General features: G+C 42.2%; 26 protein-coding genes and 2 pseudogenes. 20 read left to right on the forward strand and 8 right to left on the reverse strand.

What is annotated here, in order from left to right; all coding sequences use genetic code 11:
- The first annotated feature begins 2 nt into the window (after positions 1 to 2).
- The 3 genes from ACED42_RS13575 (at position 3) to gpmM (ending at position 4,406) form a co-directional block, all read left to right on the forward strand.
- Positions 3 to 551, forward strand: coding sequence for a sugar transferase (locus tag ACED42_RS13575; RefSeq protein ID WP_269336585.1), 549 nt, complete (start codon positions 3 to 5; stop codon positions 549 to 551).
- Positions 552 to 719: 168 nt separating this feature from the next.
- Positions 720 to 2,651: a polysaccharide biosynthesis protein gene (locus ACED42_RS13580; protein ID WP_371702916.1), complete on the forward strand. Its 1,932-nt coding sequence runs from the start codon at positions 720 to 722 to the stop codon at positions 2,649 to 2,651.
- Between the two features lie 222 nt (positions 2,652 to 2,873).
- Entirely contained in the window at positions 2,874 to 4,406 is a 1,533-nt protein-coding gene (gene gpmM / locus ACED42_RS13585; protein WP_269336588.1) for a 2,3-bisphosphoglycerate-independent phosphoglycerate mutase, read from the forward strand.
- Between the two features lie 313 nt (positions 4,407 to 4,719).
- Here the strand turns inward: gpmM and ACED42_RS13590 are convergent, their stop codons facing one another.
- On the reverse strand, positions 4,720 to 6,054 hold the full coding sequence (locus ACED42_RS13590; RefSeq protein WP_371702917.1) for an MATE family efflux transporter: 1,335 nt from the start codon (positions 6,052 to 6,054) through the stop codon (positions 4,720 to 4,722).
- 156 nt (positions 6,055 to 6,210) lie between these two features.
- Here ACED42_RS13590 and ACED42_RS13595 point away from each other — a divergent pair, with 156 nt between their 5' ends.
- The 4 genes from ACED42_RS13595 to ACED42_RS13610 all read left to right on the forward strand — a co-directional run bounded on the left by ACED42_RS13595 (position 6,211) and on the right by ACED42_RS13610 (position 10,926).
- A complete protein-coding gene (locus ACED42_RS13595) occupies positions 6,211 to 7,335 on the forward strand; it encodes an LPS O-antigen chain length determinant protein WzzB (RefSeq protein ID WP_371702919.1) in 1,125 nt (374 codons plus the stop codon).
- Positions 7,336 to 7,517: 182 nt separating this feature from the next.
- Positions 7,518 to 7,808: a co-chaperone GroES gene (locus ACED42_RS13600; protein ID WP_371702921.1), complete on the forward strand. Its 291-nt coding sequence runs from the start codon at positions 7,518 to 7,520 to the stop codon at positions 7,806 to 7,808.
- Positions 7,809 to 7,860: 52 nt separating this feature from the next.
- Positions 7,861 to 9,507 carry a chaperonin GroEL gene (gene groL, locus ACED42_RS13605; RefSeq protein ID WP_012603091.1) on the forward strand — a complete coding sequence of 549 codons (1,647 nt, stop codon included), beginning with the start codon at positions 7,861 to 7,863 and terminating at the stop codon, positions 9,505 to 9,507.
- Between the two features lie 303 nt (positions 9,508 to 9,810).
- Positions 9,811 to 10,926: a tyrosine-type recombinase/integrase gene (locus ACED42_RS13610; RefSeq protein WP_371702934.1), complete on the forward strand. Its 1,116-nt coding sequence runs from the start codon at positions 9,811 to 9,813 to the stop codon at positions 10,924 to 10,926.
- Positions 10,927 to 10,986: 60 nt separating this feature from the next.
- On the opposite strand, the gene ACED42_RS13615 is transcribed toward ACED42_RS13610, so the two are convergent.
- Positions 10,987 to 11,640, reverse strand: a complete 654-nt coding sequence (locus ACED42_RS13615; RefSeq protein WP_371702923.1) for a hypothetical protein — start codon at positions 11,638 to 11,640, stop codon at positions 10,987 to 10,989.
- 214 nt (positions 11,641 to 11,854) lie between these two features.
- Between ACED42_RS13615 and ACED42_RS13620 the strand changes: the two genes are divergently transcribed.
- Positions 11,855 to 13,327 (forward strand): hypothetical protein, encoded by a 1,473-nt coding sequence (locus ACED42_RS13620; RefSeq protein ID WP_371702925.1) that lies wholly within the window; start codon positions 11,855 to 11,857, stop codon positions 13,325 to 13,327.
- Positions 13,328 to 13,878: 551 nt separating this feature from the next.
- Positions 13,879 to 14,142, forward strand: coding sequence for a helix-turn-helix transcriptional regulator (locus ACED42_RS13625; protein WP_371702927.1), 264 nt, complete (start codon positions 13,879 to 13,881; stop codon positions 14,140 to 14,142).
- 44 nt (positions 14,143 to 14,186) lie between these two features.
- On the opposite strand, the gene ACED42_RS13630 is transcribed toward ACED42_RS13625, so the two are convergent.
- The 5 genes from ACED42_RS13630 to radC form a co-directional block, all read right to left on the reverse strand.
- On the reverse strand, positions 14,187 to 14,474 hold the full coding sequence (locus ACED42_RS13630) for a hypothetical protein (protein ID WP_102250023.1): 288 nt from the start codon (positions 14,472 to 14,474) through the stop codon (positions 14,187 to 14,189).
- Between the two features lie 378 nt (positions 14,475 to 14,852).
- Entirely contained in the window at positions 14,853 to 15,626 is a 774-nt protein-coding gene (locus ACED42_RS13635) for a hypothetical protein (RefSeq protein ID WP_241909274.1), read from the reverse strand.
- Between the two features lie 82 nt (positions 15,627 to 15,708).
- Positions 15,709 to 16,155 (reverse strand): DUF2787 domain-containing protein, encoded by a 447-nt coding sequence (locus tag ACED42_RS13640; RefSeq protein ID WP_102250021.1) that lies wholly within the window; start codon positions 16,153 to 16,155, stop codon positions 15,709 to 15,711.
- 94 nt (positions 16,156 to 16,249) lie between these two features.
- Positions 16,250 to 16,681, reverse strand: a complete 432-nt coding sequence (locus ACED42_RS13645) for a DUF2787 family protein (protein ID WP_371702929.1) — start codon at positions 16,679 to 16,681, stop codon at positions 16,250 to 16,252.
- On the reverse strand, positions 16,678 to 17,142 hold the full coding sequence (gene radC, locus ACED42_RS13650) for a DNA repair protein RadC (RefSeq protein ID WP_371702930.1): 465 nt from the start codon (positions 17,140 to 17,142) through the stop codon (positions 16,678 to 16,680). The genes ACED42_RS13645 and radC overlap by 4 nt, the downstream gene beginning before the upstream one ends.
- Positions 17,143 to 17,304: 162 nt before the next feature.
- On the opposite strand from radC, the gene ACED42_RS13655 reads away from it, so the two are divergent.
- The 5 genes from ACED42_RS13655 (at position 17,305) to ACED42_RS13675 (ending at position 19,925) form a co-directional block, all read left to right on the forward strand.
- Positions 17,305 to 17,574, forward strand: coding sequence for an AlpA family transcriptional regulator (locus ACED42_RS13655; protein ID WP_017081608.1), 270 nt, complete (start codon positions 17,305 to 17,307; stop codon positions 17,572 to 17,574).
- The gene (locus ACED42_RS13660) at positions 17,564 to 18,220 is read left to right on the forward strand and encodes an inovirus-type Gp2 protein (protein WP_102250019.1); all 657 of its coding nucleotides are present in this window, start codon (positions 17,564 to 17,566) and stop codon (positions 18,218 to 18,220) included. Before ACED42_RS13655 ends, ACED42_RS13660 begins: the two co-directional genes overlap by 11 nt.
- 153 nt (positions 18,221 to 18,373) lie before the next feature.
- Entirely contained in the window at positions 18,374 to 18,538 is a 165-nt protein-coding gene (locus ACED42_RS13665; protein WP_102250018.1) for an AlpA family transcriptional regulator, read from the forward strand.
- Positions 18,539 to 19,119: 581 nt separating this feature from the next.
- Positions 19,120 to 19,611 (forward strand): hypothetical protein, encoded by a 492-nt coding sequence (locus ACED42_RS13670; protein WP_017099651.1) that lies wholly within the window; start codon positions 19,120 to 19,122, stop codon positions 19,609 to 19,611.
- 23 nt (positions 19,612 to 19,634) lie between these two features.
- Positions 19,635 to 19,925 carry a hypothetical protein gene (locus tag ACED42_RS13675; protein ID WP_133151482.1) on the forward strand — a complete coding sequence of 97 codons (291 nt, stop codon included), beginning with the start codon at positions 19,635 to 19,637 and terminating at the stop codon, positions 19,923 to 19,925.
- 192 nt (positions 19,926 to 20,117) lie between these two features.
- On the opposite strand, the pseudogene ACED42_RS13680 reads toward ACED42_RS13675, so the two are convergent.
- A pseudogene (locus ACED42_RS13680) lies at positions 20,118 to 20,820 on the reverse strand (IS110 family transposase); the annotation flags it as partial.
- Positions 20,821 to 21,079: 259 nt separating this feature from the next.
- Between ACED42_RS13680 and ACED42_RS13685 the strand changes: the two are divergent.
- The 6 genes and pseudogenes from ACED42_RS13685 to ACED42_RS13710 all read left to right on the forward strand — a co-directional run bounded on the left by ACED42_RS13685 (position 21,080) and on the right by ACED42_RS13710 (position 26,064).
- Complete coding sequence (locus ACED42_RS13685; protein ID WP_017053110.1) at positions 21,080 to 21,241, forward strand: hypothetical protein; 162 nt, start codon at positions 21,080 to 21,082, stop codon at positions 21,239 to 21,241.
- Positions 21,242 to 21,338: 97 nt separating this feature from the next.
- A complete protein-coding gene (locus tag ACED42_RS13690; RefSeq protein ID WP_017103371.1) occupies positions 21,339 to 22,994 on the forward strand; it encodes an SgrR family transcriptional regulator in 1,656 nt (551 codons plus the stop codon).
- 68 nt (positions 22,995 to 23,062) lie between these two features.
- Positions 23,063 to 23,689 carry a LysE family translocator gene (locus ACED42_RS13695; RefSeq protein WP_017053112.1) on the forward strand — a complete coding sequence of 209 codons (627 nt, stop codon included), beginning with the start codon at positions 23,063 to 23,065 and terminating at the stop codon, positions 23,687 to 23,689.
- A gap of 88 nt (positions 23,690 to 23,777) precedes the next feature.
- Complete coding sequence (locus ACED42_RS13700) at positions 23,778 to 24,443, forward strand: glutathione S-transferase N-terminal domain-containing protein (RefSeq protein WP_017053113.1); 666 nt, start codon at positions 23,778 to 23,780, stop codon at positions 24,441 to 24,443.
- A gap of 38 nt (positions 24,444 to 24,481) precedes the next feature.
- A pseudogene (locus tag ACED42_RS13705) lies at positions 24,482 to 25,064 on the forward strand (hypothetical protein).
- A gap of 517 nt (positions 25,065 to 25,581) precedes the next feature.
- Positions 25,582 to 26,064 carry a tetratricopeptide repeat protein gene (locus ACED42_RS13710; RefSeq protein WP_017103369.1) on the forward strand — a complete coding sequence of 161 codons (483 nt, stop codon included), beginning with the start codon at positions 25,582 to 25,584 and terminating at the stop codon, positions 26,062 to 26,064.
- Positions 26,065 to 26,620: the final 556 nt, after the last annotated feature.

The following is a 26,620-nucleotide window of genomic DNA, read 5'->3' on the forward strand; positions in this document are numbered from 1 at the left end:
AAATGATTCGATTATTAGATTTTCTAGCCTCTTTTTTTGGCTTGCTTTTCCTTTGGCCTGTTTTACTAATTGTGATCATTATTGGTTTGTTCGACACTGGCTCTCCAATTTTTGTCCAAGAGCGTGTTGGTCGTAATAAAAGGCCTTTCAGGCTGATAAAGTTTAGGACAATGTCTATCGAAACTCAGTCTGTAGCTAGCCATCTTTCTAGCAATAGTTCCATCACCAAGCTAGGGGGGGTTTTACGTAAAACGAAGATCGATGAATTACCTCAGCTAGTTAATGTGCTAAAAGGAGAGATGAGTCTTGTTGGCCCTCGCCCTAACTTGTTTAATCAGAAAGAGTTAATTAAAGAGCGAGATGCGAAAGGTGTTTATGATGTTCTTCCGGGTATTACTGGCCTTGCACAAGTCCAAAATATCGATATGTCGACACCTGAATTGCTAGCTTTGACGGATAAAAAAATGATAGATACATTGACCTTAAAAGATTATTTCAAGTATATCATAATGACAGCGGCAGGTAGCGGAAGTGGCGATGCGGTTAAATAACATATCTTGATGTTGAGTTCGATGACATCCCTTTTTCCAGTAAAACTTTGCTTATAGTTGAATGAGCGGAATCTATATTTGGTTTACTCTGACCATAAATGGAATTTTTGATGTTAGACTTTATGTTCTTCACACGGCTACCTAAATATCCAAAATAAGAATAATTCTATGCAACGTTTAAACTTTATCTGGCACTTATCTCGCGTACACAAGCGCGTTATCAGTGTTAGTATTGATACTTTTTTTATCCTTTTTTCTCTACATGTTGCTGTCTGGACAAGGGTTGGTGATGTAAAGTTGTTGAGCGATGGTGATAACCTATTACTGATTGCTTTGACGGTCCTTTCCACGGTTCTCATTTTCACGAAGATTGGCTTGTATCGTACTATACTTCGTTATTTGACGTTTCAAGCATTATTCATTGTTTCGGTAGGCGCAATTTTATCGGCGGTTGCTTTGGCTCTTTTTGCCTACTATTTACAAGAACCAATTCCCCGTACCGTACCTATTATTTATGGTGCTTATCTGGTACTACTGAGCGGCGGCTCTCGTCTAGTTGTTAGAAACCTTGTCGCAACCACATCAAAAGATCCTAGAGAAGAGGTTTTGATTTACGGAGCCGGTTCTGGTGGCCGTCAATTGGCTGTTGCGCTTCGAGCGTCAGAAAAGTATCGAATTCGCGCGTTTATTGATGAGGATAAGACGCTTATTAATACTATGATTTTGGGCTTGCCCGTGATTGAATTAGATAAATCCGAGGCTTTAATCAATAAGTATGCTACTTCAAAGATATTACTTGCTATCCCTAGTGCCTCTCGTGCGCGTCGTAAGCAAGTATTGGACTTATTAGCCCCCTTGCCAGTTGAAATTCAAACTGTGCCAGATATGGCCGATATTGTTTCTGGTAAGGCTAAAATTGATGAGTTAACAGATGTACCAATTGAAGACCTATTAGGACGTGATGCCGTTACGCCCCAGCAAGTTTTAATGGAAGCGAACATCAAAGGCAAAGTTGTAATGGTGACTGGTGCGGGTGGTTCTATTGGTTCAGAGCTTAGCCGTCAAATTATAAATCAACAGCCAAAAACGCTAGTTTTGTTTGAGCTTTCTGAATTTGGATTATATCAAATTGAACGAGAACTGTCTCTATTAAAAGAAAGCAAAGGCTACGATGTAGAAATTGTCCCGCTACTAGGTTCCGTTCAGCGTTCACATCGCTTGTTAACCTCAATGCAATCCTTTGGAGTTGAAACGGTTTATCATGCAGCAGCGTACAAGCACGTGCCCCTTGTTGAATACAATGTAGTAGAGGGTGTGCGTAATAATGTATATGGCACTTACTATACAGCTAAAGCGGCGATTGAAGCGGGTGTTGAATCTTTCGTACTGATCTCAACAGATAAAGCGGTACGGCCAACGAATGTGATGGGTACAACCAAGCGTATGGCAGAGCTAGGTTTGCAGGCTTTAGCCGAGCAAGAGAACCTAAAAGAAAATGGTACACGTTTTTGTATGGTGCGTTTTGGTAATGTGCTTGGTTCTTCAGGTTCAGTGATTCCGCTGTTTAAAAAGCAGATTAAAGCTGGGGGACCTCTTACTGTTACTCATCCTGACATCACACGTTTCTTTATGACTATCCCTGAGGCTGCACAATTGGTTATTCAAGCCGGTGCTATGGGGAAAGGTGGAGATGTGTTCGTTCTGGATATGGGCGAGTCAGTGAAAATCACCGACCTTGCTGAAAATTTGATCAAGTTGTCTGGGCTGTCAGTTAAGAACGAAGATAACCAGCATGGCGATATCGAAATAAAATTCTCAGGTTTACGCCCGGGAGAAAAGCTCTATGAAGAGTTATTGATTGGCGATAACGTCTCACGTACTGCCCATGAGCGGATCATGACGGCGCAAGAATTGTTCTTACCAGTTGATGTGTATGACAAGCTACTCGAATCTTTAGATTTTGCTTGTCACAACCTAGATCATGAATCGATTCGCAAGCTTCTACTGGATGCTCCTACTGGGTTTAAACCAACTGATGGTATTGGTGATTTGGTTTGGAATGCTGCGCAGATGTCCAAATCAGTAGAAGAAAACAATTAATCTAAGAGGTCAGTAATTATATTATTGACCTCTTTTTTTGTTCGGTTATTACGACTACTGTTTATGTATTAATACAAGATGAAATGACATTTTTTTTCATATTTGATCATCCTACCTGCGCCCTTTCTTGATCTTCTACTACAGTTTTGACTGTAAACTGTAGTAAAATTACGCTAATTTGTTTTTATACCGATTTATTTTGAATTGAACGAGGTCAATCCTATGTCAGCTAAGAAGCCAATGGCTCTAGTGATCCTTGACGGTTACGGTTACCGTGAAGACAACCAAGATAACGCTATCGCGAACGCTAATACACCTGTATTAGACGGTCTTATTGCTAACCAACCTAACACGCTAATCTCGGCTTCTGGCTTAGATGTAGGCCTACCTGATGGCCAAATGGGTAACTCTGAAGTGGGTCACACCAACATCGGTGCAGGTCGTGTGGTATACCAAGATCTTACTCGTATCACTAAGTCAATTTCAGATGGTGAGTTCGCTCAAACTGAAGTGTTAGTCAATGCTATCGATAAAGCAGTGAAAGCCGAGAAAGCAGTACACATCATGGGACTTATGTCTCCTGGTGGTGTTCACTCTCATGAAGACCACATTTATGCAACCGTTGAAATGGCTGCAGAGCGTGGCGCAGAAAAAATCTACCTACACGCTTTTCTAGACGGTCGTGATACGCCGCCACGTAGTGCAGAAAACACACTGGCACGTTTCCAAGAGCTATTCGCCAAATTGGGTAAAGGCCGTGTTGCTTCGCTTATTGGTCGTTACTACGCAATGGACCGTGATAACAACTGGGATCGCGTTCAAGAATCTTACGACCTGCTGACTCAAGCAAAAGCAGAGTTCACATTCGACACTGCGGTTGCTGGCCTAGAAGCGGCTTACGCTCGTGACGAAAACGATGAGTTCGTTAAAGCGACTGAAATTAAAGCGGAAGGCGAAGAGTCTGCAGCTATCGTTGATGGCGATGCAGTTATCTTCATGAACTACCGTGCTGACCGTGCTCGTGAAATCACACGTGCATTCGTTCCTGATTTCGATGGTTTTGCTCGTAACGTATTCCCAGCGATCGATTTCGTGATGCTGACTCAATACGCAGCAGACATCCCACTTCTATGTGCATTCCCACCGGCTTCTCTAGAGAACACCTACGGTGAATGGCTATCGAAAGAAGGCAAAACGCAGCTACGTATCTCTGAAACAGAGAAATACGCGCACGTGACGTTCTTCTTCAACGGCGGTAAAGAAGACGAGTTTGAAGGCGAAGAGCGTCAACTTGTTGCTTCTCCAAAAGTCGCGACTTACGATCTACAGCCAGAAATGAGCGCACCAGAACTTACTGAAAAGCTAGTTGCAGCAATCAAAGGCGGCAAATACGACGCTATCGTGTGTAACTTCCCTAACTGTGACATGGTTGGCCACACTGGCGTTTACGATGCAGCGGTTAAAGCGGTAGAGTCGCTAGACGAATGTCTTGGCAAAGTGGTTGAAGCAATCAAAGAAGCGGATGGCCAACTGCTTATCACTGCAGACCACGGTAACGCGGAAATGATGGTAAACCCAGAAACGGGCGGTATCCACACGGCGCACACTAACCTACCAGTTCCACTTATTTATGTAGGTAGCAAAGACGTTGAGTTCAAAGAAGGCGGTAAACTGTCTGACCTTGCACCAACGATGCTTTCTCTGTCTGGTATTAATATCCCAGCTGAAATGTCAGGTGACGTGATCGTTAAGTAGTAAGTAGTTAAGTAATGACTGTTTTAGATAAATAGTTTAACTTTCATCGAATACTAGAACGGCTGCATGTAAGTGTGGCCGTTTTTTGTATCTGTAGTCTGGAGAATAGATGCGAGATGTGGATGCTGGTAATAGGGATACGAAGATCTTTTAGAGCTTAAAAATAGATTAGACAAAGGCCTTAATGATTTCGTCATTCCAGAATTGAGGAACGAAATATCTGGAATCTCATGCCATGTATTCATATTCGGTGTTCAACACAAAGAGAGATTCTCTATCACGCTCGTCCCTCTCTGTAGGGAATGACAGAGAGTTATTTGCTAGTTTGAGTCTTCACACGAAGCGCGAAACAATACCCTGAAACTCCGCCGACAATGTTCCCCAAGGCTAAACCAATAAACAGTCCTTCGACACCATCAATTTGGCTGCCTATCCACGCGAAGGGCAAGGTAAAGACAAACAAACGCATGAAGCTCCATTGAAAGGCTTTGAGTGGTTGATGCATGGCATTCATGCCACTGATCAGCATCATCACAATACCTTGGAACCCATAGCTAAAGGGAACGACTAACAGGTAATGCCACAAGATGCCTCGTACGGATTCTTCTTGAGAAAATAGGGCAGCTAAAGGGATGCTCAATGGCACCATCATTAAGAAAATTAGCCCTTGGAACATTATGGCAAATCGCATGCTTAAAAACAGAGCTTTGAAACTACGTTGTGGATTATCAGCGCCAAAGTTTTGCGCCATAAAAGGCGTGAGGGCAGAGGTCAGAGACATCAACACAATGATAAGAATCGATTCAATGCGTTGGGCTGCACCATAAGCAGCTACAGCTTCGGTTCCTTGTTTGGCTAACATCATCATGATAATAGCGCCAGCAAGTGGGTTCAGAGCGTTAGATAGAGCCGCTGGGGTGCCTATTTTTAAGATCTGTCGCCAGTCATCGATGAGGTTTTTCACTTTGGGCGGAGCAAGCAGTTTTTCTCGCATGGTTAATACATACAGTGAGCCACACAACGCACCAAACCAACTGAATCCGCTAGCAATGGCTGCGCCTTGAATCCCTAATTCAGGGAAAGGGCCGTAACCAAAGATTAATAGAGGATCGAGAATGCCGTTAATCAAGCCGGCCAGCATCATGATCTTGGCGGGTGTTTTGGTATCACCACTCGCTCGTATCGCACTGTTCCCTGCCATAGGAATAACAAGCAGCGGTATCGCTAAAAACCAGACTGACATGTATTCGGATATTAGTGGCAGTAACTCAGGTTCAGCACCTAACAGAGTAAACATAGGTTCTATCGTTACTAGGCCCAGTGTTGATGCAAAACCAACAAGCAGCACCGCAAGCAATAAGCAGTGACAGGTAAACCTTGCCGCATTTTTCGCGCAACCTTGGCCAAGTAACCGCCCAATACACGTCGATAAGCCAATGCCTATACCCATAGTAATGCAGTTGATGGCAAAGGTGACTGGAAAGGTAAAGCTCACCGCTGCTAAGGCTTGAGTACCAAGCAACGAGATAAAGAAAGTATCGACGAGGTTAAACATTAAGATCGCCACCATACCGAATATGGTCGGTATGGTCATGGTACGCAATGTACTCTCAATAGGGGCGGTTAATAGCCCGTGCTTATCTTGCATGTAAAACGCCGATTGAACTAGAATATGAGTAGAGTACAGTGAATTGTGAATAGTCTGAAGATCGCTTTCATAAAGTTTACAATTCACACATTACTAACGGTATACGGTGTGATAGGATTCTGCCGTTATCAATTTCGATATTTTGAGAGATTTACAGTGAAGCAGCACACACAACCACAGTCGTATACCCAACAAAATCCGCCGATGTACATTCCAAATGATGAGATCGACCTTAGACAGCTTTTTAAAGCTTTGTGGGATGGTAAGCTCTTAATTATTTTGGTTACCGCTTTATTTACGTCTAGTGCTATTGGTTTTGCTTTACTGGCTCAAGAATGGTGGTCTTCTGAAGCCGAGATTACAAAAGCTGAACTTCAAGATAGAATGATGTATCAGCAGCAAGTGAAACAATTTCAACCTATTTTCTTTATTTATCAATCAAATGGCTCAGCTAGAGGTGGTGAAGAACTCGATTCTTTAGTTGATTCTCAAGTTATATATCAACGGTTTGTCGATTTATTTAATTCAAGTAATAATAAGCAAGCTTTCTTAAATGAAAGCCCTGAGTTTCAAGATATTAAAGATAATCACTTTGCGAATGATTCTGAAATAACTGAAGGTGCTGAACGTAAGTTTTATATAGAGTGGTTAGAAAGGATCTCTGCGTCATTAGCTGATAAGAAGGACGAAGATGCGCCATATGTTCTGAGTTTTCAATCCATAACAAAAGAAAGCAGCTTTGATTTATTAAGCTCTTATATTGTTTTCACTGAGCTTCAAGTTCGTGAAGATGTATTTGATCACCTTGAAGCTCTCGTTTTTGGTGAGCGTAACGAGCTACTACAACAAAAAACAGTTCTTGAAAGCAAGGCTAAAAATAAGTTGCTCGCTGAAATCGAGCGCGCGCAGTCTGCCTTGAAAATTGCCAAAGCAGCCGGTGTAGATACCCCTCTTTTAAGTGGTAACGCAAGAGATTTTTATGCAATTGAACTTGGCTCAAAAGCTTTGCAAGAAAAAATAAAAATTTTGGAGTCTGTAAAAAATCTAACGGTTTTAGAGCCTCGCCTCCAACAAATAACAGCTCAGCTAGCCATGCTTGACGGTATTCAAATCGATCGAACTGTTGATTTTCAAGCATTTCGCTATCTAAGCAATGTTGAACAACCAACCACTCGAGATAAACCTAAACGTGCTTTGATAGTTGTTCTTGGAACATTGTTAGGCGGTATGCTTGGCGTTGCAATTGTTCTAATACGCTTTGCGTTTAGAAAAGAAGATTAAATTTTAAATGGCTAGTGTTTTTCACTAGCCATTTTTCTTTCTCATTTATTGTTGTTTGAGTTTCCTCACAAAAAGTCTCTTTCCCCCCTTGGGTTCTTCTACATCGCCCCAACATACTCTTTAACCCCATGCCAATCGTGGCAACTATCAAATTAAATGGAAATTATCAGGAGATACGACCGATGAATATCCGTCCTCTACACGACCGAGTTATCGTTGAGCGCCAAGAAGTTGAATCTAAATCTGCTGGTGGCATCGTTCTAACTGGTTCTGCCGCTGAAAAATCAACGCGCGGTACTATTCTAGCTGTTGGTAAAGGCCGCATTCTAGAAAATGGTTCAGTACAACCATTGGACGTTAAAGTTGGCGATGCCGTTATCTTCTCTGAAGGCTACGGCACTAAAACTGAAAAGATCGACGGCAAAGAAGTTCTGATCATGTCTGAAAACGACATCATGGCGATCGTTGAGTAATCCGACCCATAAAACTGAACTGACTGAATAAAGAATTTTAAAGGAAATTAAGATGGCTGCTAAAGACGTTAAATTTGGTAACGACGCACGTATTAAAATGTTAGAAGGTGTAAACGTTCTGGCTGACGCAGTAAAAGTAACGCTGGGTCCTAAGGGCCGTAACGTTGTTCTAGACAAATCATTTGGCGCACCGACTATCACTAAAGATGGTGTTTCAGTTGCACGTGAAATCGAACTTGAAGACAAGTTCCAAAACATGGGCGCACAAATGGTTAAAGAAGTGGCTTCGCAAGCGAATGACGCGGCGGGCGACGGAACAACAACAGCAACAGTATTGGCTCAGTCTATTATCGCTGAAGGCCTAAAAGCGGTTGCTGCTGGCATGAACCCAATGGATCTTAAGCGCGGCATCGACAAAGCGGTTATCGCGGCTGTTGAAGAGCTGAAGAACCTTTCTGTTCCTTGTTCAGACACAAAAGCTATCGCGCAAGTAGGTACTATCTCTGCGAACTCTGATTCGACAGTAGGTAACATCATTGCTGAAGCGATGGAAAAAGTAGGTCGTGATGGCGTTATCACGGTTGAAGAAGGTCAGGCTCTGCAAGACGAGTTAGACGTAGTTGAAGGTATGCAGTTCGACCGCGGTTACCTATCTCCTTACTTCATCAACAACCAAGAAGCCGGTTCTGTTGATCTAGATAGCCCGTTCATTCTTCTTATCGACAAGAAAGTGTCGAACATCCGTGAACTTCTTCCGACTCTAGAAGCGGTTGCTAAGGCATCTCGTCCACTTCTTATCATCGCTGAAGATGTAGAAGGCGAAGCGCTAGCAACTCTTGTTGTGAACAACATGCGTGGCATCGTGAAAGTGGCTGCGGTTAAAGCACCTGGTTTCGGCGACCGTCGTAAATCTATGCTGCAAGACATCGCTATCCTAACGGGCGGCACGGTTATCTCTGAAGAGATCGGCCTAGACCTTGAGAAAGTAACGCTAGAAGACCTAGGTCAAGCTAAGCGCATTACGATCACTAAAGAAAACTCAACCATCATCGATGGTGCGGGTAATGAAGATATGATCAAAGGTCGCGTTTCTCAAATTCGTCAACAAATCGAAGATGCAACGTCTGACTACGATAAAGAAAAACTTCAAGAGCGCGTAGCTAAGCTAGCTGGCGGTGTTGCAGTAATCAAAGTAGGCGCTGCAACTGAAGTTGAGATGAAAGAGAAGAAAGACCGCGTAGAAGATGCACTTCACGCAACTCGCGCTGCTGTTGAAGAAGGTGTGGTTGCTGGTGGTGGTGTTGCACTTATCCGCGCTGCATCTAAAGTTGCTGGCCTTGAAGGCGACAACGAAGAGCAAAACGTAGGTATCCGTGTTGCACTACGTGCAATGGAAGCGCCTATTCGTCAAATCACTAAGAACGCAGGTGATGAAGAGTCTGTTGTTGCTAACAATGTTCGTGCTGGCGAAGGTAACTACGGTTACAACGCGGCTACTGGCGAATACGGCGACATGATTGCTATGGGTATCCTAGATCCAACTAAGGTAACTCGTTCTGCACTTCAGTTCGCCGCATCCGTTGCGGGTCTTATGATCACAACAGAAGCGATGATCACAGACAAACCTCAAGATTCTGGCCCTGCAATGCCTGATATGGGTGGCATGGGCGGTATGGGTGGCATGGGCGGCATGATGTAAACGACCTGACTTAATCCAGTAAAGTCCATTAAGAGCTCGTAAGCCCAGTGTTTACGGGCTTTTTTTATATTTATCGTCTAGTAAAGTCCAAGGGTGTATAGCTGGTTCTATGAAAATCGTGAGGGTAATGCGGGGTATCGTATGTTTCCTAACTTTCAAATTTAGTGATATATTTTGGTGAACCCCCTCATTTTGTACCCCGCATTGGAGCTCTGAATGCCATTAACAGTAAAGGATATAGAGGAATTATCGTGTCCTAAAGGTAAGTCTCAGATAAAGAAATCTGATGGTAACTGATTGTTTTTGTTTGTAAAAAAGAATGGATCAAAGCTCTGGCGTTTTCGTTTTAGGTACTCATCGAAGTACCAAGAAATGGCGCTAGGAAAGTACCCCACAGTAACTCTCACTAAAGCTCGTAAGTTAGCAAATGAAGCAAGAGCATCGTTAGTGAGCGGTATCAATCCCATGGATGAGAGAAGGGAGAGGAAGCGTAGTAAGAGTGTTGACCAAAATAAGCTTTTTTCAGCAGTGGCTATAAAGTGGTGGGAGCAGCAAAAAGATTCTTGGTCAACGGATCATGCCGCCCGGGTTAGACGTTGGCTAATGATTGACTCTAAAGGTATCTGTAACCTTCATATTGATGAGATTGATGCTGGGCACATCACGGATCTCATGTTAGCTATTGAGGGCGCTGGTGTGCCTAAGAAAGCTCCTAACATACTTGCTGTCATCAATAGGGTGTTTGGCTATGCATTAGCTCATCGTCTAACACGAAGCAATCCCGCTCAGGGCTTACCGCTTGGTGATATATTAAAACCCCTGCCCAAAGTTCAACATCGAGCAGCAATTATTAATCCTAGTGAACTTGGTCAATTGATTAAGGATATTGATACCACACCAACTGGTAACTATTGCAGCGTTGAGGCGCTCAAGTTGATCCCTAGAGTCTTTTTAAGGCCAACGGAAATAAGAAACTTGAAGTGGGAGTATATTGATTTTGAGGCGTGCTTGATTAGGATTCCAGCGGAAGAGATGAAGCGCAGTCGAGATCACTTGGTGCCGATGTCAAAACAAGTTATCCAACAATTACAAGATGTAAAATTGTACACTGGTTACTCTGAGCTTGTATTTCCAAATCAAAGAGATAGCAGTAAGCCTATGAGTAAGAATATCCTGACCAATCGCTTGCGGGACTTGGGCTATGCCGCAGATGTAATGTCAGCACATGGCTTTAGGAGTAGCGCCTCTACAATATTACATGAAAAAGGTTGGAATTCAGAGGTTATCGAGGTTCAACTAGCTCACTTGACAGGCTCCGCAACTTCAAGAGCTTACAATCGTTCACTTTACTTAGCCGAAAGAACAAAGCTAATGCAAGAGTGGGCAGATTACTTAGATGAGTTATCAAGAAGTTGTTAGCTTTTATTGCCCAGCTTAAGGTTTAACTCCTTAGTTGGGCTTGGCTGTATTAGGTCCACCTTAGTCCTCAATAATCGCAGTTAACTCTGCTATCTTGGTTTGTTTTTCTTTTAGCTCTTTCTTGAGCTCTCTAAGTTCTTCTTGATACTGTTTTTTATCGGTTTCCATTTCTTTTCGTAAATCTTGAGTCATGATTTGAGCTTGTTGGTGTGGGAAATCAGTATCAAAAAAAGTAGCAAGGAAAGCAGTGTCCATACGTAGTCCGTCGTTCTCTTCTTGTAAATGTTTCTCAAGTTTCTTCTGAAGGGACTCCATTTCTTTGGCGTTTCTCAACAATGTATCGAGTACTTTACTAAAGCTACAAGTTTGTTGTTTTGCTAGTCGCTCCAATTCTTTTCTAGCAACCATTGAGATAGTGTAATTACCCTCAACTATAGTTTTACTCTTTCTGTTGTTATACCTTTTTTCCCATCGATTCCATGCCGATTTCATGTTACGACATTCCTCTCGGGTTTGAGCTGTTTCTGCACAGAAACGAGCATCATTCAAAAACTGTTTAATATAATCAAGCTCTGTTTCTTCTTTACTGTTAAATGGGGGCTTCCAGTCGTGTTGTTGGATGTAGTCCACTAGCCATGACCTCATTAATTCATCGTTCTTATTTATCCATTCTAAGCGCTTTTTCATCTTAGGATTTAGCTTCGGTTCTGACATTATTTACCTGCTCATGATCTACGTTAGGGACAAGGTAATACTCTTGATTACTAAATTCAAACGGAATCGAATTTCTCATGAATTCATGTATCAAAACAATTGTTAGAACATGTCATGAGACCGATAGCGAAACATTGAGTAAAACAGGTTACAATTTGTTATATATACCCTATATTAAAAACTCAATCGCCCACATTAACAGTAGTTAAAGAATATGAAAACAGAAGAAATTTACTTATTATATTGCCTTGTTAGAAGTCATGGGTTTGGAAGTGAATTTAGTAATAAAGCCCTTGAGATATCAGAAAGTTTTGGTATAAGTACCAACACGGTTTCATCTCTTTTTTCAGCCTTAAGAAGTACCCAAAGTGTCAGGGTTAGAGAGCAGTACGCACTAAAAGGTCGCGGCAAAAACAGCTACACATTAACCAACAAAGTACTACTCAGTCATGATGACTTCGGGATACTGCCAAAGGTTATGGCTACCCAAAATCCAGCGATAATACGACTGTTGGGTAACGAACTCTCAAACCTAATTGAGGAAATTCAACCACAAATAAATGACAGTAACGGCATCAAAAAACGTCAACCGTTCCGAGCATCTAATCGTTTATTTCTGACTTTGTTACTACTGCATAGCAATAAGCTAGGGGTCATCGAAGAGATGAGTTCCACACAGATCCGTAAGATGATGGGCAACATCAGCGCAGAGCGTTTTAAGTCTCAATTGAACACCCTCAAAAAGCTAGGCTTAGTGAAGCGCCACATTACAGGCATGACCGGGAAAGAATTGTTTGGACGTACGAACGGAAGTTATTACTTAAACATTGACCATCCTTTTCTTAAAGACAGTTTTGAGAAAGTAAGCTCGTTTCTTTTGGATTTCAATAATATTCCGCACGACTACAGCGAAAGAACAGAAGTGACGTGTTTAATTGAGGCCTATAGAGATACTCGGGATATTGACAGAAAGACAACTCACCAAGGCAAGCTTAAATATTATCCGTGGTCTGATGTTATGGGTAAAGTCATGGAGGACTTTCCTATCCAGCCTGTGATTCATTTTTTCCGCAACCCAATATTTCATGACCATTTGCACCAGTGGGTTTGTCAGGTGGCTTCTGAGCTCATGCTACACTCTTTCAATCGTATTGGTGACCTCCAAGTTAATCAATGTAGCGAAAGGCTTACTCAGTTGCTCTCACTCTCTAAATCAGTTCCTCTTACCAAACAGCAGCAAGTAATAGATGCACTGCCACCACTTCAACGAACAAAACGACTTTTGGATGACTCACTCTTCTTAAGCGATGTACTGAGCATTGATGATAAAGTGCAAGGTAGTTCCCTTTTATACTGGCAACACATCGTTTTAACCCGATTAATTTTAACGCTTGGGTTCAACATGGCTGAACGCTACAAAAAACTACTTAAGCTAAGTGGTCAGGGAGAGCAGCGCATCAATCAATGCGTTGTCGTTCCTGTCGCAGCTTTTGAAGAGTTCTGTTTTCAATACACAATCCGATTCGCACTCGGAGATGGAAAGCGGCAGAATGTCAAACTGCTGGCGGATAAAGATGAAGAAGTCACTCTGCTCATTGCAGAGAAAGTTCAAGACGTTGATCCAAAGATCTCAATTCAGGATATAAAAAAGATTTTCGTGCCTAAGCTCGCATCTCAACATGGTTAAATAAAAAAATACTCATCTCACCCCTATTGTATAGAGAGTGTCTGCATCAGCATGATGCTCTTACCTAGCAGGCATGACTGAAGAGATTCAGTTGTGTCTGCTGGATTAAGTGAGTAGAGAATACTGGGTAGGATTTATAATGCTTAGAGGAGCATGACTATGCGACAACATTATAAATCTTTTTCTTTTCTTCTTTTTCTAAAGAACTACTCAACCAAGAAGAGTCCTCAAGACTCTGATACTAACCAATGTCTGCAATAATCAATTCAATGACATTCTATCTAGAAGTCATATCACCTAGCTTCATTCATCATTCTTAATCAATGGATACGCTCTCTCTGTGAATAGGTTCGTGACTGAGTAAGTTGGTTACAGTGATACTTGATGGGGTCATTAGGATGCTAGAACCATACGTAGTCTGGTGGTATGGCTTTCTATGCGAAATAAACTCTGTGGTTGTTCTTTATTGTATGAGACTACTTGATTCCCTATGGGGCTAGATATCTTGGCATCCAAGGAAGTCATTACTTTTACAACAAGATACAGAGGTCATGATGAGATTGATTCGAATGCGTGAAGTTCTCGATAAAACAGGGTTGAGCAAAGCGACACTCTATCGCTTAATTGCTTCTGGTAAGTTTCCTGCAAGTATTCAAATTGCCTATCGCGCGGTAGCTTGGGAGGAATCTCAAGTCGACGAATATCTACTGAATATGATTAGCCAGAGCAACTTCAAGCGAGAGCAAGCTGAAATGAAGAAAAGCCCTCACTACGTTCCTCCAGAGAAAAGAGTCAGTCCCTATTTGCGATACTAAGGCAAAAAAAAGGAGCATCATGCTCCTTTCTGATAATCAACAGACTACAAGCCTAAGGCTTTCGCTGTCTGTTTGTATTCTTGCTCTATTTGAGATTCCACTAGCTCTCGTCTTGCTTCAATAGGTGCTCTATCTGAGATGGCCTGTGCGCGTGATTCGAGCTGCTTCAGTTCATTCTGTTTCCAGTGATTGAGAGATTGTTGGATCTGCTCAGGTGTCAGGGTGGCTTTAATCGATTCGACACTGAGTGCATCAATAGCACTGGCAGCACTTACGTTCATTGAAAGGGTTAAAGCGGCTAGTGTGATAACTTTAGTAATGATTGATTTCATGATGATTCTCCAATTGAGATGTGTGTATTAATTAGGTAAAACTCAACGAAGTGACGACTGGTGGGGTAAACGCAAATGGTCGAAAAACAGGGTTTTCTTTAATAATATGCGTCTCAGATGAGGTTGTTTCGACTAGGCCATACTAAGGGGGCGGCCGTCCCCCTTAACACTGCTCGTCTTAGCTAAAGACGGTTGATGGCGCAGCCACTCATAAAGCACAGTTCTGCCTTGCACACTAACCTAATGGAGTTGATGTAAGATTAGTGCCCATACTTTACTTTGATTGCGCTATGGCTCAATGGAACATGAAAGGGAGTAAGTGCCCTGTAGGTTCCATTGAATTTGTGAAACAGAAGTAAGGTATCACTGCTTGCGTCACTATCTGTCCGATGCAATCAACTGAGTGATATTGGTTGTTTGTAGAGCCGAACGCTGAGGCTCTGACTTGAGTTGATATTGTTGTAAGTGAAAATCTGACGGGTAATCAAAGTAGAAGGTCAGTACTTTCAGCTTAGCAATACAGGTTAAAGGAAGGTCGTCGTAATCGTTGAATGTGTTTTGGTAGACGAGATAAAGCTCACTTGTGGTGGTCGTAATACCAACAGGTGAAACTTGCTCTATCTGCTCACCGGATTTAAGGGTAAGCGTGATTTGCTTTTGATGAACCAGTGCCACTGAAATGGGTTCGAAAAACTCCCCTAGCAGGTCGGGTGCGTTTAGTTCATCTATCGCAGCATGTGCTTTGCTTGTGTCTCCTTGTGGTGGTTTCATTCCTGTGTAGGAGCGTGGCTGAGCTCGTAACAGGCTGAATGTAAAATCAATGGCGTACTCTAAGGATGATGGAAGTTGCTGACTAAGGGTTGCTTTAGCAAGCTGTAGTAAGACAAGATCCCTAGCGCTTAAGGTTGGTTGGCTGTACATTCCGCGACTGTAACCGAAAGGTTTACTTCGAGTGTCTTTGTCGACATCAAAATAATCGACAATGACATCAAGATTACGCTGTACGCTTCTGATGCCTCGGTACATTCCTGCATCGGCTAACTCAGCCTGAAGCTGCTTAGCCGTCACCTTTCGACCTTGTGGTATGCGTCGATACAACTCAAACACCAATGATAATTGCTCTGTGGTACTGGCTTTATCCCTTGTTGTCATTGTTAGGTCACTGCTGGTGGCTGATTGATAGAATGGCAATCATCCTAGCGATGGGTACGTCACTATCTGGCCGATAGCGTCTTTAGCTCATCGATATTTTAATCTCGTCATAGGCTCCCATTTGTAAGTAAGCGAGAAAGTTACCTTCCCAGAGAGAGTAGAACTCCACAATGGCTTGGTTGTGACAGCTTTGCCATCCCATAGGGGCAATGAGCGCTTGTCCGTTAGCGACATCAAAATCGACATTACGCTCAAGTTCTGGGTAGATGTTGCCTTGGTAAGCGAAGTCAGTGAGATATTGGATTTGATACTGACTCTCATCTTCTTTCAGTAACATGATTTCGACAGGATGATACCCTCCCGCTTCAGCACTGTAAGTGGTATCTCGAAAGTTAATGGTGAGGCTTTCACCGTCCTTCTTGGTTGGGTTCTGTTTCCAGAATGTCTCCATCTTGCTTTTCAACAAACTCTTAAGCTTCTGAGAGACTGGTGAGTATGGCGCTGTGATTGTTAATGTTTGAGATTTCATAGGTTTTCCTTTCAATCGTTTTGGTCAGGTCAATGATATGTACCTGAGTTTGATTTGAATCGAATGTGGTGGGGGATGCTTGAAGTGACAACGACTAGAATTGACTGACGACCGTTAACGTCTGTGTATCGAACTGTGATGCCTTTAGGTGATTGGTGAACGCCTTAAGCCAGCTAATGAAGAGCGACTGCACCTCAGGCCGATTGAGCTCACATCGTTGGATGTCAGGTTGGTAGAACCATTGATGCTTGAAGTTGAAATACAAAGCCACATCAACACTCTCAGCTTCTGGTGTCGGGTAATCAAAAGAAGCGATGAATCGCACTTCCCAAGGCTCATTAGTGTTAGCTCGTTCAAGCTGTACCTCAATCGGTTGTATCCCGCTTCGGTTGCGATAGAAGCTTGCGACCTTGAGATTAAGCGCCACTCGTTTTGTTTCGGTGGGGATGTCATATTGCTCAATCAATAGCTTGACAAGCTGGTGGAACAAGTCGAGTTTGAAATTACGTTTGATACTACGATTCATAGCCAACCTCTCTCAGCAAAAGAGACACAATCACTGCCCACCACAATGTGGTCGAGTACTCGCACACCAACCAGTGCTAAAGCATCCTTTAAACGCTCTGTAATGCGTCTATCAGCTTGTGATGGGTTGGAGTCACCCGATGGATGGTTATGAGCAAAAATCACTGCTGAGGCGTTTCTCTCAAGTACCAGCTTCACCACTTCTCGTGGATACACTGAAGCACTGTCCACCGTGCCAAAGAACAACTCATTGAATTCAATCAACTGATGTTGGTTGTTGAGTAACATTACCCCAAAGACTTCTCTCTCATATTCTCCTAGCTTGCAGCGTAGAAAGGCTTTCGTGTCATTCGGACGTGTAAAGGCATCCCCGCTGACCAATCGACTCTCTAAGATCTCGACGGCTTTCTCTAATATCTGGTGCTCCGTAACGGGAGCGCTGAAAGTATATAGCGTTTCCATATCTTCTCCTTGTATCAATAAATGCAGTGCTCAAGGGAATGATATAGATGTGAATAATTCTTCAATCGAATCCAAATCCACTATGAGACCGACTGAGACTTGTTGAGATAAAAAATACAGACCTGCGTCTTTGTTTGAGTGATACCAACAAAGGCAATAACCATGAACCCAAACCATTCAAACACTGAACACCCGAATCGCTTGATAAGACTTAAAGAAGTGATTCATATCAGCGGTCTTTCCAGAGCGTCGATATACAGCTTTATGGAGGAAAATACTTTTCCTCAATCCGTGTCCCTAGGCGCAAGAGCCATTGGTTGGCGATATCAAGATATCCAAAATTGGATACTAGAAAAGATACAAGAGCGAGATGAGAAGTTAATCAAGCAGGCTGAGTTGAAAGCAAAGCAGGAGAAACGTTATGGTCGATAATACGATTGAGAATGAATGTTTCCGTGAGTACCAAATCGATACGGTGGATGGGGGGCTTTCGCTGCCACTGATAGAAAAACTCTATTTTGCTTATCGAAGTGTCTTAAGTCGTTTTGGTCACAGTTATGTATTTCGGTTTCGGCTAGGCATACCCAGAAAGTACAACCATCAAGCCAAGACGTTATTTAATCAGTGGTTTTATCGATTCTGCCATTACAGACAGAAGGATAAGATTAGCGTGATATGGAAAAAGGAAATATCTGACACTGGCGCAATCAGCTACCGCTTCACGATGTTTTTAGATGCAGCTTCCTACCAACCGATGGCAAATGAATACCAAATCAGAAAAAAACTGACGAAAGACATTACGCGAACGTGGGCAACGACCACACAGACAAGCCAATACGACATCAGTGAACTTTGCTCCTTTCTTACTCAACCCCTGATTGAACTCAATAAAGACCATGAGGATTTTGACCACCAACACCGCTGCTTGTTCTTCGTACTAAGCAGACAAGCCAAACTCAGCACAAATCATGATATTGACGTTCAAAGCACGATAGGTTCATTTGTCAGTAAATCTAAAAAGAAAGGAAGGCAGCCGAGAAAGCCGAGAGAAAAAAGGTCAAAGAAAAGACAACCATAATCCGCGAGGCCACCAGCACAAGTATGATTGATGTTACGGGCTGGAAGGTAAACCAATAACGGGATGTCCTATATCTACAGGCTGATATTAGGTTAGGGAAATTTTTACACTTCAACTCTATCTCATGAGTGATAACCATAGAGGAAGAATTTCATGAGATTAGTTCGTTTAAAAGAAGTGATAGAAAGAGTGCAGTTAAGTAAGTCGACCATCTACAAAATGATGGCTAACGGGGAGTTCCCACGCAATGTCTCGCTTGGAGAGCGAGCCTCAGCATGGGTTGAGCATGAGTTGGATGAATGGATTGAGAGCAGATAGTAGCAATGACATGAGCCAGCAGCGAATGCTGCTGGCTTTATGCCCTTTTAGAGAAGGGGTTTGAGTCGGAGGCGTCTTGTTTCATTGGGCTAGAATAAAGTTATCTAAGTTGCTTCGGGATAAGAGCCCTTTAGTGCGACTACTCAAAAAAGTTTCTGCCCCAAAAATTGGTTTCGCCAAAAAGTCTACATTCAAATGCGAGTGGATTTTGACCAAATAGAACTAATCTGACACCCAAAGCTCACAAAGAACAAAAAAATGGGGGGCAGAGTGCAGTTCTTAGCTCAAATGAATTTGCTAATTTTTGCCCAGTCAATCGCTTTGAAAGCGTCACAAACTTACAAGGCGTTATGGAAGTAATATCGCCTTGATCAAGTGTCTAAAAACTTCGCTAAGAGCGTTTGAGGGCTGTTTCTGATAGCAAACTCGCGCATTTACCATAATAGGAATAATGACTACAGGACAGGACAGACTTTTGATGCAGATAGTGACATTTTTGGTCTGAGACCAAGATTAGCGTCAAATTTGATCTTGGCTTTTTGGTTTGAGATAATTGGATTTCAAAATTAAGGCATATCTCCATGAAAATATTAATTTTTTTGTTATTTGTAACTCTATCATCATTAGCTCATGCGGATTGGAAAGTTAATAACTGGGAAGGCTCTGGTAATGTAAAAAATGCTGAGTCTTACTCTCTATATAAAAATATCAAAGTTGTTATGGAGTGTAATGCTGGTTCTGCGAAAGCTACTCAGTTAACGATTGAGCCATATTTAGCTTATGAACCAGGTAGGTATGAAACCAAAGTTACGTCTTATCATGTAAATGATTTTTTTGGTAATAAACTGGCGAAACCAAAATTTTCATATTTTGATGTGGTATCAGGAAGTGAGAGGTATCGTCATATATACGTTTTTACCAACTCTGATCTCAACAAGTTAAATGGTGAAGATGCTATGGGGTTTGAGGTGAAAACTTATATTGGTAAATCATCTGATTATCTAAATGTATGGTATTCATTAGATGGTTTTAAGCGTGCATATCAAACATTGAATTGTGATGGTTCTCATTGATAATAAACTTTATATGAGGGTATATGAGCGAATATGAAAGATTAGAAAATGAAAAAAGAAATGGCTGGAGTAAATACAACAACTCAAATCACTCATCTGAAGAAAGATATGAAGGGGCAATGATTGTTATTAGTTGCCACTTTCAACGTTCTGTTAACGCCAATCCAGAAAGGCACATAAGATTTAATGAATATGTGAGCAGTTGGTTGTCGGCTAATCAGAGTCACTTTCAAGAAGTAAGATCAAAGCTATTGAGAGAGTACCCACCATTAAGTCATTCACATTTAGAGTGTGGAACGTCATATTTTACATAACGGCACTTAATACGCACCTAAACCAATACTTTTGCTAGTGCGATGCTACTCATCGCACTAGCTCTTCACAAGTAGATTTGACATACCCCTAGTTATTGATGGTTTTCTAATTTAGCAAAAGTACTGGCAAGGTTTTGTCCAAAAACAAGTTAACTCGTTGTCTGTGGCGCATTCAAACGCAGACTTTCTCGCCTAGAAATTGTAATCCATATAACTTAAATTTTGCTCCGTTTGGGTGTGTAATAGCGACCAGATAGTTCGAGCATTCTTTGCTGCAAGAGCGACAATAACTCGGTTCATTCCTCGTCGTTCCAACACACCTCGACACCACTGACTGAGCCTGTCTTGTTTATCAACTAGATTAGCAATGACCGTTCTAGCACTATAGCCGAGTAAGGTGTGTAGATACTAGTCTTCGTGTCTGGTAACCCTGCCCAATCTGGGTTTGCCGCCGGTTGAATACTGCGTCGAAACTAACCCTAGCCAAGCGGAAAAATCTCTGTTTTTCACAAACTGAGAGCCGTTGCCAATAGAGGCCAGAATAGCCGTTGCTGTTTGTGGGCTAATTCCTCTGAGCTTCATGATCTGTAGAACATTATCACTGACCTTTGAAAAGGCATCGAAGACTTGCTCGGTATCCGCAATACGTTAGTTAAGTTGTTCAAGGTGATAGTACGCGTCAGCAATAACAGTTCGATCTAAGTGTGGAAGTTCGTTTTCAGCATCTTCCAGCGTGAGGGGAACTGGTTTCATTAAAGAAAATCGTCCGCCCGTAATAATGAGACCGAATTTAGACAGTAACGCTCGAATACTGTTCATTAGAGTAGTACGTTCACGTACCCAATACTTACGCACGATGAACAGAGTCAGGAGATTTGGTAGGAACAAAGCGGGTTACGTAACCTTTGAGCCCCATGTTGGCAAGCCTACCTACGTTTGCTCTGATGAAGATGTAGTGTCGATTGCTAATATTGAATGTGACTGGGATTGATCTACCTCTACGTGTTTATTGAATTAGTTGGTTTGGTGGCAGATGAAAAATAGAGCCTTCCTTTATTAATTAAAAGATGAACTATTCACAGTAAAGCGAACGTTATTACTTCGGGTTTATTCACTGATAATAGCGACATGATCCCCTGCTGTGTGAGTGAACCATGAATCCATTAGATTACACCTTCTATACTTTAAATGCGAAACAGTACTTACCAGAACAACCTCAAACGATGACAGTGATACAAACTCAAAGCCGTCCGCGTTTATCTGGTATAGTTTTCTTGGTGGGCTTCTTAGTTGGTCAGCTAGTCCACCTATATTAAACTCGGACTCTGAGATGACAAAAAGAACAATTTTACGTTATTTCGTCAAGTGTCAGAGTGAGCCGTCGTATCTAATGAACATATTTTTGAGGTTGACATGGTAGGTTCTCAGTCGTTGTCTACGAGTCATCTACAACGCTTAAAGCAACTCGAGAAACATTTTTTTCGCAATGAAACTTATGATGTCGATATCGTCACCCTTGCCGAAATTCTGGTCTGTTCAGAAAGGTACGTGAGTAAGCTAATGGCTGCCTTTGAGAGTTTTGGGCTTATCCATTGGGCTGCGGGCCAGGGACGTGGCCATCGTTCTAAACTGACACTACTCAAAAGTTTTGAGGCCTCACTGCTGACTCAGTTAGAGCAAATGGCTCGGTCTGGCAGAATGAATCAGGCATTTCGGCTAGCCACTCAATTTGGCGAAGTCCACCTGTTTCAAGATCACATACCTCTCTGGTTAGGGGACGCACAACAGGAACTGAAAAAGCAGAACACTTTAATGTATTTAGTGCCATATATGCTGCCTGAATGGCATCCACATTTGGCACAGTCCGCTCGTTCTATTTTATTGATCGAAAGCGTGTTCGATACCTTAGTGCGCTATGACCCCATTCAAAATGATATTGTGCCTCACATCGCACACCAATTTCATTTCAGCGACAAACAAATCCGTCTTCGCATTCGCACTGACATAATGATGCACAATGGAGAAGCGCTGACACCGGAGCTGGTCAAAAAAAATATCGAGATGCGTCTCAACACGCCTCACCCATATCAAATTTTATTTCGCCATGTCGAGCGGATTGACATAGATAAACAGTGGGTCATTTTCTCTATGCGTCAATCTGACCCAGTTTTGCTTCATTTATTAGCCGATTCTCACAGTGCGATTTTTGATTATCAGGCATCAAAACCTATCGGGTGTGGAGCATATCGGGCCGAAAGTCTGGAAAAACAGTATTGGAGTTTGGTTCGTAACAACCACTATTTTGGCTTTGGTGGCCATATTGAACGAGTAGAGTTTTGGTGTAGCGATGCACAACCTCAAACGCCTATGCACGTGGCAGAACTGCTCTATTGCGAATCTCAACCCGCTCAGCCACAAAAAGTCGATCGCAGTGGGTGTACTGTTTTTCAGTTTCATCATCATGCAAACGCCTTGTCCGCTCAAGAAAGAGCCTGGCTTGTTCATCATAGTCGACGTTTTACGCTTGATGGCCCAAAAAGATCAGCGAACAGCGTGATGGATTGCCATCAAGACAAGGGATTTCACTTGTTCAATCACGACATGAAACTGCCGGCTCGCCCGGTGGTCATTGAAGTGGTAGACAGTCATATGAGGGAGTTGCAACCTTTGCTTGATGCGTTGTCTCAAAAAGGGGTTATTTGGCAGGTATATCTTCAAGGACAGTCTCAAGATGTGGCTGTTGATGTCTCTTACGACTGTTACGTATTTGGCGACGACCTGACGTTCCAGTATTACGAATGGCTACTTTGCGGCAATGTGTTTAGCCTATGTTTGCCTGAACGTGGAAAACAAAGCCTATTAACCTTTATTGATATGCTCATGCAGGAAAGTAACGACAGTGAGGAATTTCTGCACAAGCTGTATCGAGCGGAGGATTGGCTTATTCAGAACTATTATTATTGCCCTCTCTGGCGCAATCATTTCACCGTCACTCGAGCGGACAATTTGTATGGCACAGAAACAAACAATATGGGTGTCATGTCTCTGGTGAATATGTGGTTGGAGTAATCGCTGGTATGGTAGTGTTTGAGTGGCAATTTTGTTTGCAGTGTTTAACGGATAATTAAGGATAGAAAATGGATTTTAACGTTTGGCTCAGTTTTGTCGCAGCCTCCCTCATTCTTACCGCAACACCGGGGCCTAGCATATTTTTAGGTATTGCACATGCACTGAGATATGGTCATAAACGTGTGTTATATACCGCCCTTGGGGATATCTCTGCTAACTTTATTCAAATGGTGTTAGTTGCCTTGGGTTTAGGAGTCATCCTTGCGAGTTCGGTAATGGCATTTACTGTCATTAAAGTCTTTGGTGTCATGACCTTGGTTTACATGGGGCTAAAAATGCTCCTCGTTAAACCCAAACAAGTTGAGCGCTTAGACCTCAACGACTCGGATTTGCAGGCCTCGAACAAAAAGTTGTTCTATTCTGGCTTTTTAGTCGCCGCTGGTAATCCCAAAGCCATCATATTCTTCTCTGCTTTTTTTCCGCAATTCATCAACCCTGACTTGCCAGTGTTACCTCAACTGATGGTGATGTGCCCAACCATGGCATTTCTTGATTTCAGCTTAGTAATGTTTTATGCATTTTCGGCCAGGCGCATTGTTAATGCGAGCAGACTATCTCTTAACACTGTGACCAGAGGAAGTGGTGCTTTACTGCTCGGAGCCGCAGGTATTCTAGCAGTTAAAGAACCCACTTAATCTCGACTGAGAACCGCGTTCAAGATTGAACACACTGTGCCCAGCACAACCATTACACCTATTTAGCAACTCTCGGAGTAAGACACTTATGATCACTTTTTACGAACTGTGTGGGGACGATGGCTTAAAATTCAGTCCTTATTGTTGGCGAACGAAAATGTGCTTGATACACAAAAATATAGCGTTTGATACCACTGACCTATCTTTTGTCGACCTTCAGGCTAAGTTTAAGGGGCAATTTTCTACACTCCCCGCCATCAAAGATGGTGAAACGGTACTCTCTGATTCGTTTAACATCGCTGATTATCTTGAGGCTCACTACCCTGAATTACCCTCATTATTTGGCGGTAAAAAAGGGCGTTTAATGGCACTTTTTTTCCATGAGTGGGCAGCATCATTACATTCGGACATTGCCAAAATTGCCATCTTCGACATTTACTGCAAGCTTAAAGATCGAGATAAAGAATACTTTCGTTCCTCTAGAGAGAAACACTTTCAGGACAGCTTGGAAAATGTACAAAACAACAACCAAGATTTAGCAAAGGCCGATTTACTCAAAAAAATGAGAGTACTGGAATCTTATTTAGCTAAGACACGATATTTATCGGGCGATGCGCCCATGTATTCAGACTATATCGTCTATGGAACGTTGAAGTGGCTGCTGTCTACGAGTAACGCTTTCACAGAGGAAATGCTGACTAACCATGTTTTAAAGTGGTATGACTGCCTAGATAGGATTGGCACTGGAATTTAAACATGCTTAAGACAGCGACGGAAATGTGAACGCATCGCATAGTTTCATGTTCAAGCTTTGCATCAAGTGAGATCGTTGATAATTTTTCGCACATAGGATTTGGCTATACAAGGAGCTAGTTTTAAGTCGGGGGCGTTAAAACCTTACCTTAACGATAAGTATGACAATACAGAGAGTAAGACGATGGGAGGGTTATACTTAGATGTCAGCGCTCAAGTTTTCGATTACGTATTCATCGAAGGAAAAGCAGATTTTCTCACTCGATTTAGTTCGGAGGTAGATAGTTGGTAAGCCGGCGGAGGACTCATTGGGCGTTTGGGAGGGGTAATGGCAAGTTCTTTATCCTGTGGCGCAGTAAACTATCGTGCTGATAGTGATTACAGTTCACCATATTCCGAGCATGGAACATACTGTCAAGCGATGGTTAGAAAACAAATAGCTAATCATTGGCAGATGGGAGTTTCCTATCAGCATGATTTCTTAGATCTAGCAAGAGATGAGTTCAAGTGGAATAACGTCTTTCAATTCGGCTCAGTGTCTGGCTTAGTCGCAAATTTAGAATATGCAGAGCGTGAGAAAGCGGAAGTGAGCTATGAGCTTGGGTTGCAGTTCTCATTTTAACGTATGCGCATCGCAATAATTAACGTCATTATAGATCTGAATATTGGGGCTATAGTAAGCTAGACTTAGCCACCGCTTGAAAATCATCTCTATATAAAATCGTACCTATATCCGAATATTGTAATACTGAGACATTGGTATCATATTCTTCTAATATGTACTTTAACTCGTACATGATCGATATGTATTGGGTACTAGAGTCTAAAAACCAAGAAATTGCATTTCGTGGCCATGATTTTTCTTCAAATGGTGGGCAAGGTAAAGAGGAATTGAGTTGAGAAAATATTTGTTCGATATGTTCTCTATGATATTCATGGAGTATTAGATCTTCCTCGAGCATTAATCTCGCCTGTGTAATGATGCCATGAGTATTCTGCAACTGTTTTTCTTCATTATTGCTAGCGATAAATCTAATGTACATAACCTTGTTACTCTTTGGGTTAGTTAGTGCCTAAATTAATATAAGACGGACAGAATTCTTGAAACTGTAGCATAGTTAATGGGAGGTAACACACGTATGAGAACAAGAATAAATGAAGCTATCTTGCTGAGAAAAAAAGGGAGCTATAAAGAGTCTCGTCAGTTATTACGCACGGTGTTAGCGAATTCCTCCTATGCGCCTTCCGCGCATTTGAATATTGCTTGGTCCTACGATAACGAAGGTAAAGAACAACAAGCTGTAGAGCACTATCGGTTAGCATTAAAGGGGCTGCTTTCACCTAACGAGCGATTTGATGCTTTGTTTGGTTTAGCGAGCACTTACAGAAGCCTCGGTTGTTATGGAGATGCGCTGGATTACTTTCAACAAACGATTACCGAGTTCCCAAGTAATTTAGAAGCTCAGCCTTTTTACGCGATGTGTTTATATAACTTAGGTAGACATAAGGAGGCAACCGCTTTGCTTCTTAATTTGTTGGTATCGACAACTGATAATCAGTCAATAAAAGAATACCAAAGAGCAATACTGCTGTATGCAGAAGACCTTGATAAAAAGTGGTAAATATTGCGTTCCTACGTATATTTGTTCGTCTAACCGTGGAGTAGACACAATAGCGAGGTTCTAGTCATGAATTCTAAGGTTTTGGATCTCGATAACTGATTAACTGCTGTTTCAGCCCTAAAAGAGAGAGGCTAAGGTTTCGACTTATCATGAAAGAGAGTGGTGTCAATCTGATGATATGGATAAATAAGTGGCAAACCTACCTCCACTTTCACCTAGGTATCGTGTAAAAAATCTTGATCAGCTTTCTTTTGGTTCTCAGCGTAAAACAGCACAAGAAAAATAGGGAGAAATCATCCTTGTCCTTGTGGAAGTGGAAGTGGAAAAAAATACAAACGATGCTGCATTTCGTAAAGATATAACTATTTCTTCTTTTATAGTATAGATGGGCTTTTGTGAGCTAGATTTTGACCAAACTCAGCTTATCGAACTGCATGGCTTGGAGCATCAACTCTAAGCCATTTCTGTCCAACAATGTTTTAGAAAGGGGAATTAGTTCATTGTGATCACCAAGCGATTCTGTCGTACCTTAATTACCAAGCGACTTTGTCATTAC

This window comes from Vibrio sp. FF145, assembly GCF_041439075.1.
GTDB classification, from domain to species: Bacteria; Pseudomonadota; Gammaproteobacteria; order Enterobacterales; family Vibrionaceae; genus Vibrio; species Vibrio tasmaniensis_A.

Excerpts from the sequence above, each read along its gene's own strand:
- ACED42_RS13575 (WP_269336585.1), top strand. The coding sequence starts at position 3 with ATGATTCGATTATTAGATTTTCTAGCCTCTTTTTTTGGCTTGCTTTTC.
- ACED42_RS13580 (WP_371702916.1), top strand. The coding sequence starts at position 720 with ATGCAACGTTTAAACTTTATCTGGCACTTATCTCGCGTACACAAGCGC.
- gpmM (WP_269336588.1), top strand. The coding sequence starts at position 2,874 with ATGTCAGCTAAGAAGCCAATGGCTCTAGTGATCCTTGACGGTTACGGT.
- ACED42_RS13590 (WP_371702917.1), bottom strand. The coding sequence starts at position 6,054 with ATGCAAGATAAGCACGGGCTATTAACCGCCCCTATTGAGAGTACATTG.
- ACED42_RS13600 (WP_371702921.1), top strand. The coding sequence starts at position 7,518 with ATGAATATCCGTCCTCTACACGACCGAGTTATCGTTGAGCGCCAAGAA.
- groL (WP_012603091.1), top strand. The coding sequence starts at position 7,861 with ATGGCTGCTAAAGACGTTAAATTTGGTAACGACGCACGTATTAAAATG.
- ACED42_RS13615 (WP_371702923.1), bottom strand. The coding sequence starts at position 11,640 with ATGTCAGAACCGAAGCTAAATCCTAAGATGAAAAAGCGCTTAGAATGG.
- ACED42_RS13620 (WP_371702925.1), top strand. The coding sequence starts at position 11,855 with ATGAAAACAGAAGAAATTTACTTATTATATTGCCTTGTTAGAAGTCAT.
- ACED42_RS13625 (WP_371702927.1), top strand. The coding sequence starts at position 13,879 with ATGATGAGATTGATTCGAATGCGTGAAGTTCTCGATAAAACAGGGTTG.
- ACED42_RS13630 (WP_102250023.1), bottom strand. The coding sequence starts at position 14,474 with ATGAAATCAATCATTACTAAAGTTATCACACTAGCCGCTTTAACCCTT.
- ACED42_RS13635 (WP_241909274.1), bottom strand. The coding sequence starts at position 15,626 with ATGACAACAAGGGATAAAGCCAGTACCACAGAGCAATTATCATTGGTG.
- ACED42_RS13640 (WP_102250021.1), bottom strand. The coding sequence starts at position 16,155 with ATGAAATCTCAAACATTAACAATCACAGCGCCATACTCACCAGTCTCT.
- ACED42_RS13645 (WP_371702929.1), bottom strand. The coding sequence starts at position 16,681 with ATGAATCGTAGTATCAAACGTAATTTCAAACTCGACTTGTTCCACCAG.
- radC (WP_371702930.1), bottom strand. The coding sequence starts at position 17,142 with ATGGAAACGCTATATACTTTCAGCGCTCCCGTTACGGAGCACCAGATA.
- ACED42_RS13655 (WP_017081608.1), top strand. The coding sequence starts at position 17,305 with ATGAACCCAAACCATTCAAACACTGAACACCCGAATCGCTTGATAAGA.
- ACED42_RS13660 (WP_102250019.1), top strand. The coding sequence starts at position 17,564 with ATGGTCGATAATACGATTGAGAATGAATGTTTCCGTGAGTACCAAATC.
- ACED42_RS13665 (WP_102250018.1), top strand. The coding sequence starts at position 18,374 with ATGAGATTAGTTCGTTTAAAAGAAGTGATAGAAAGAGTGCAGTTAAGT.
- ACED42_RS13670 (WP_017099651.1), top strand. The coding sequence starts at position 19,120 with ATGAAAATATTAATTTTTTTGTTATTTGTAACTCTATCATCATTAGCT.
- ACED42_RS13675 (WP_133151482.1), top strand. The coding sequence starts at position 19,635 with ATGAGCGAATATGAAAGATTAGAAAATGAAAAAAGAAATGGCTGGAGT.
- ACED42_RS13685 (WP_017053110.1), top strand. The coding sequence starts at position 21,080 with ATGAATCCATTAGATTACACCTTCTATACTTTAAATGCGAAACAGTAC.
- ACED42_RS13690 (WP_017103371.1), top strand. The coding sequence starts at position 21,339 with ATGGTAGGTTCTCAGTCGTTGTCTACGAGTCATCTACAACGCTTAAAG.
- ACED42_RS13695 (WP_017053112.1), top strand. The coding sequence starts at position 23,063 with ATGGATTTTAACGTTTGGCTCAGTTTTGTCGCAGCCTCCCTCATTCTT.
- ACED42_RS13700 (WP_017053113.1), top strand. The coding sequence starts at position 23,778 with ATGATCACTTTTTACGAACTGTGTGGGGACGATGGCTTAAAATTCAGT.
- ACED42_RS13710 (WP_017103369.1), top strand. The coding sequence starts at position 25,582 with ATGAGAACAAGAATAAATGAAGCTATCTTGCTGAGAAAAAAAGGGAGC.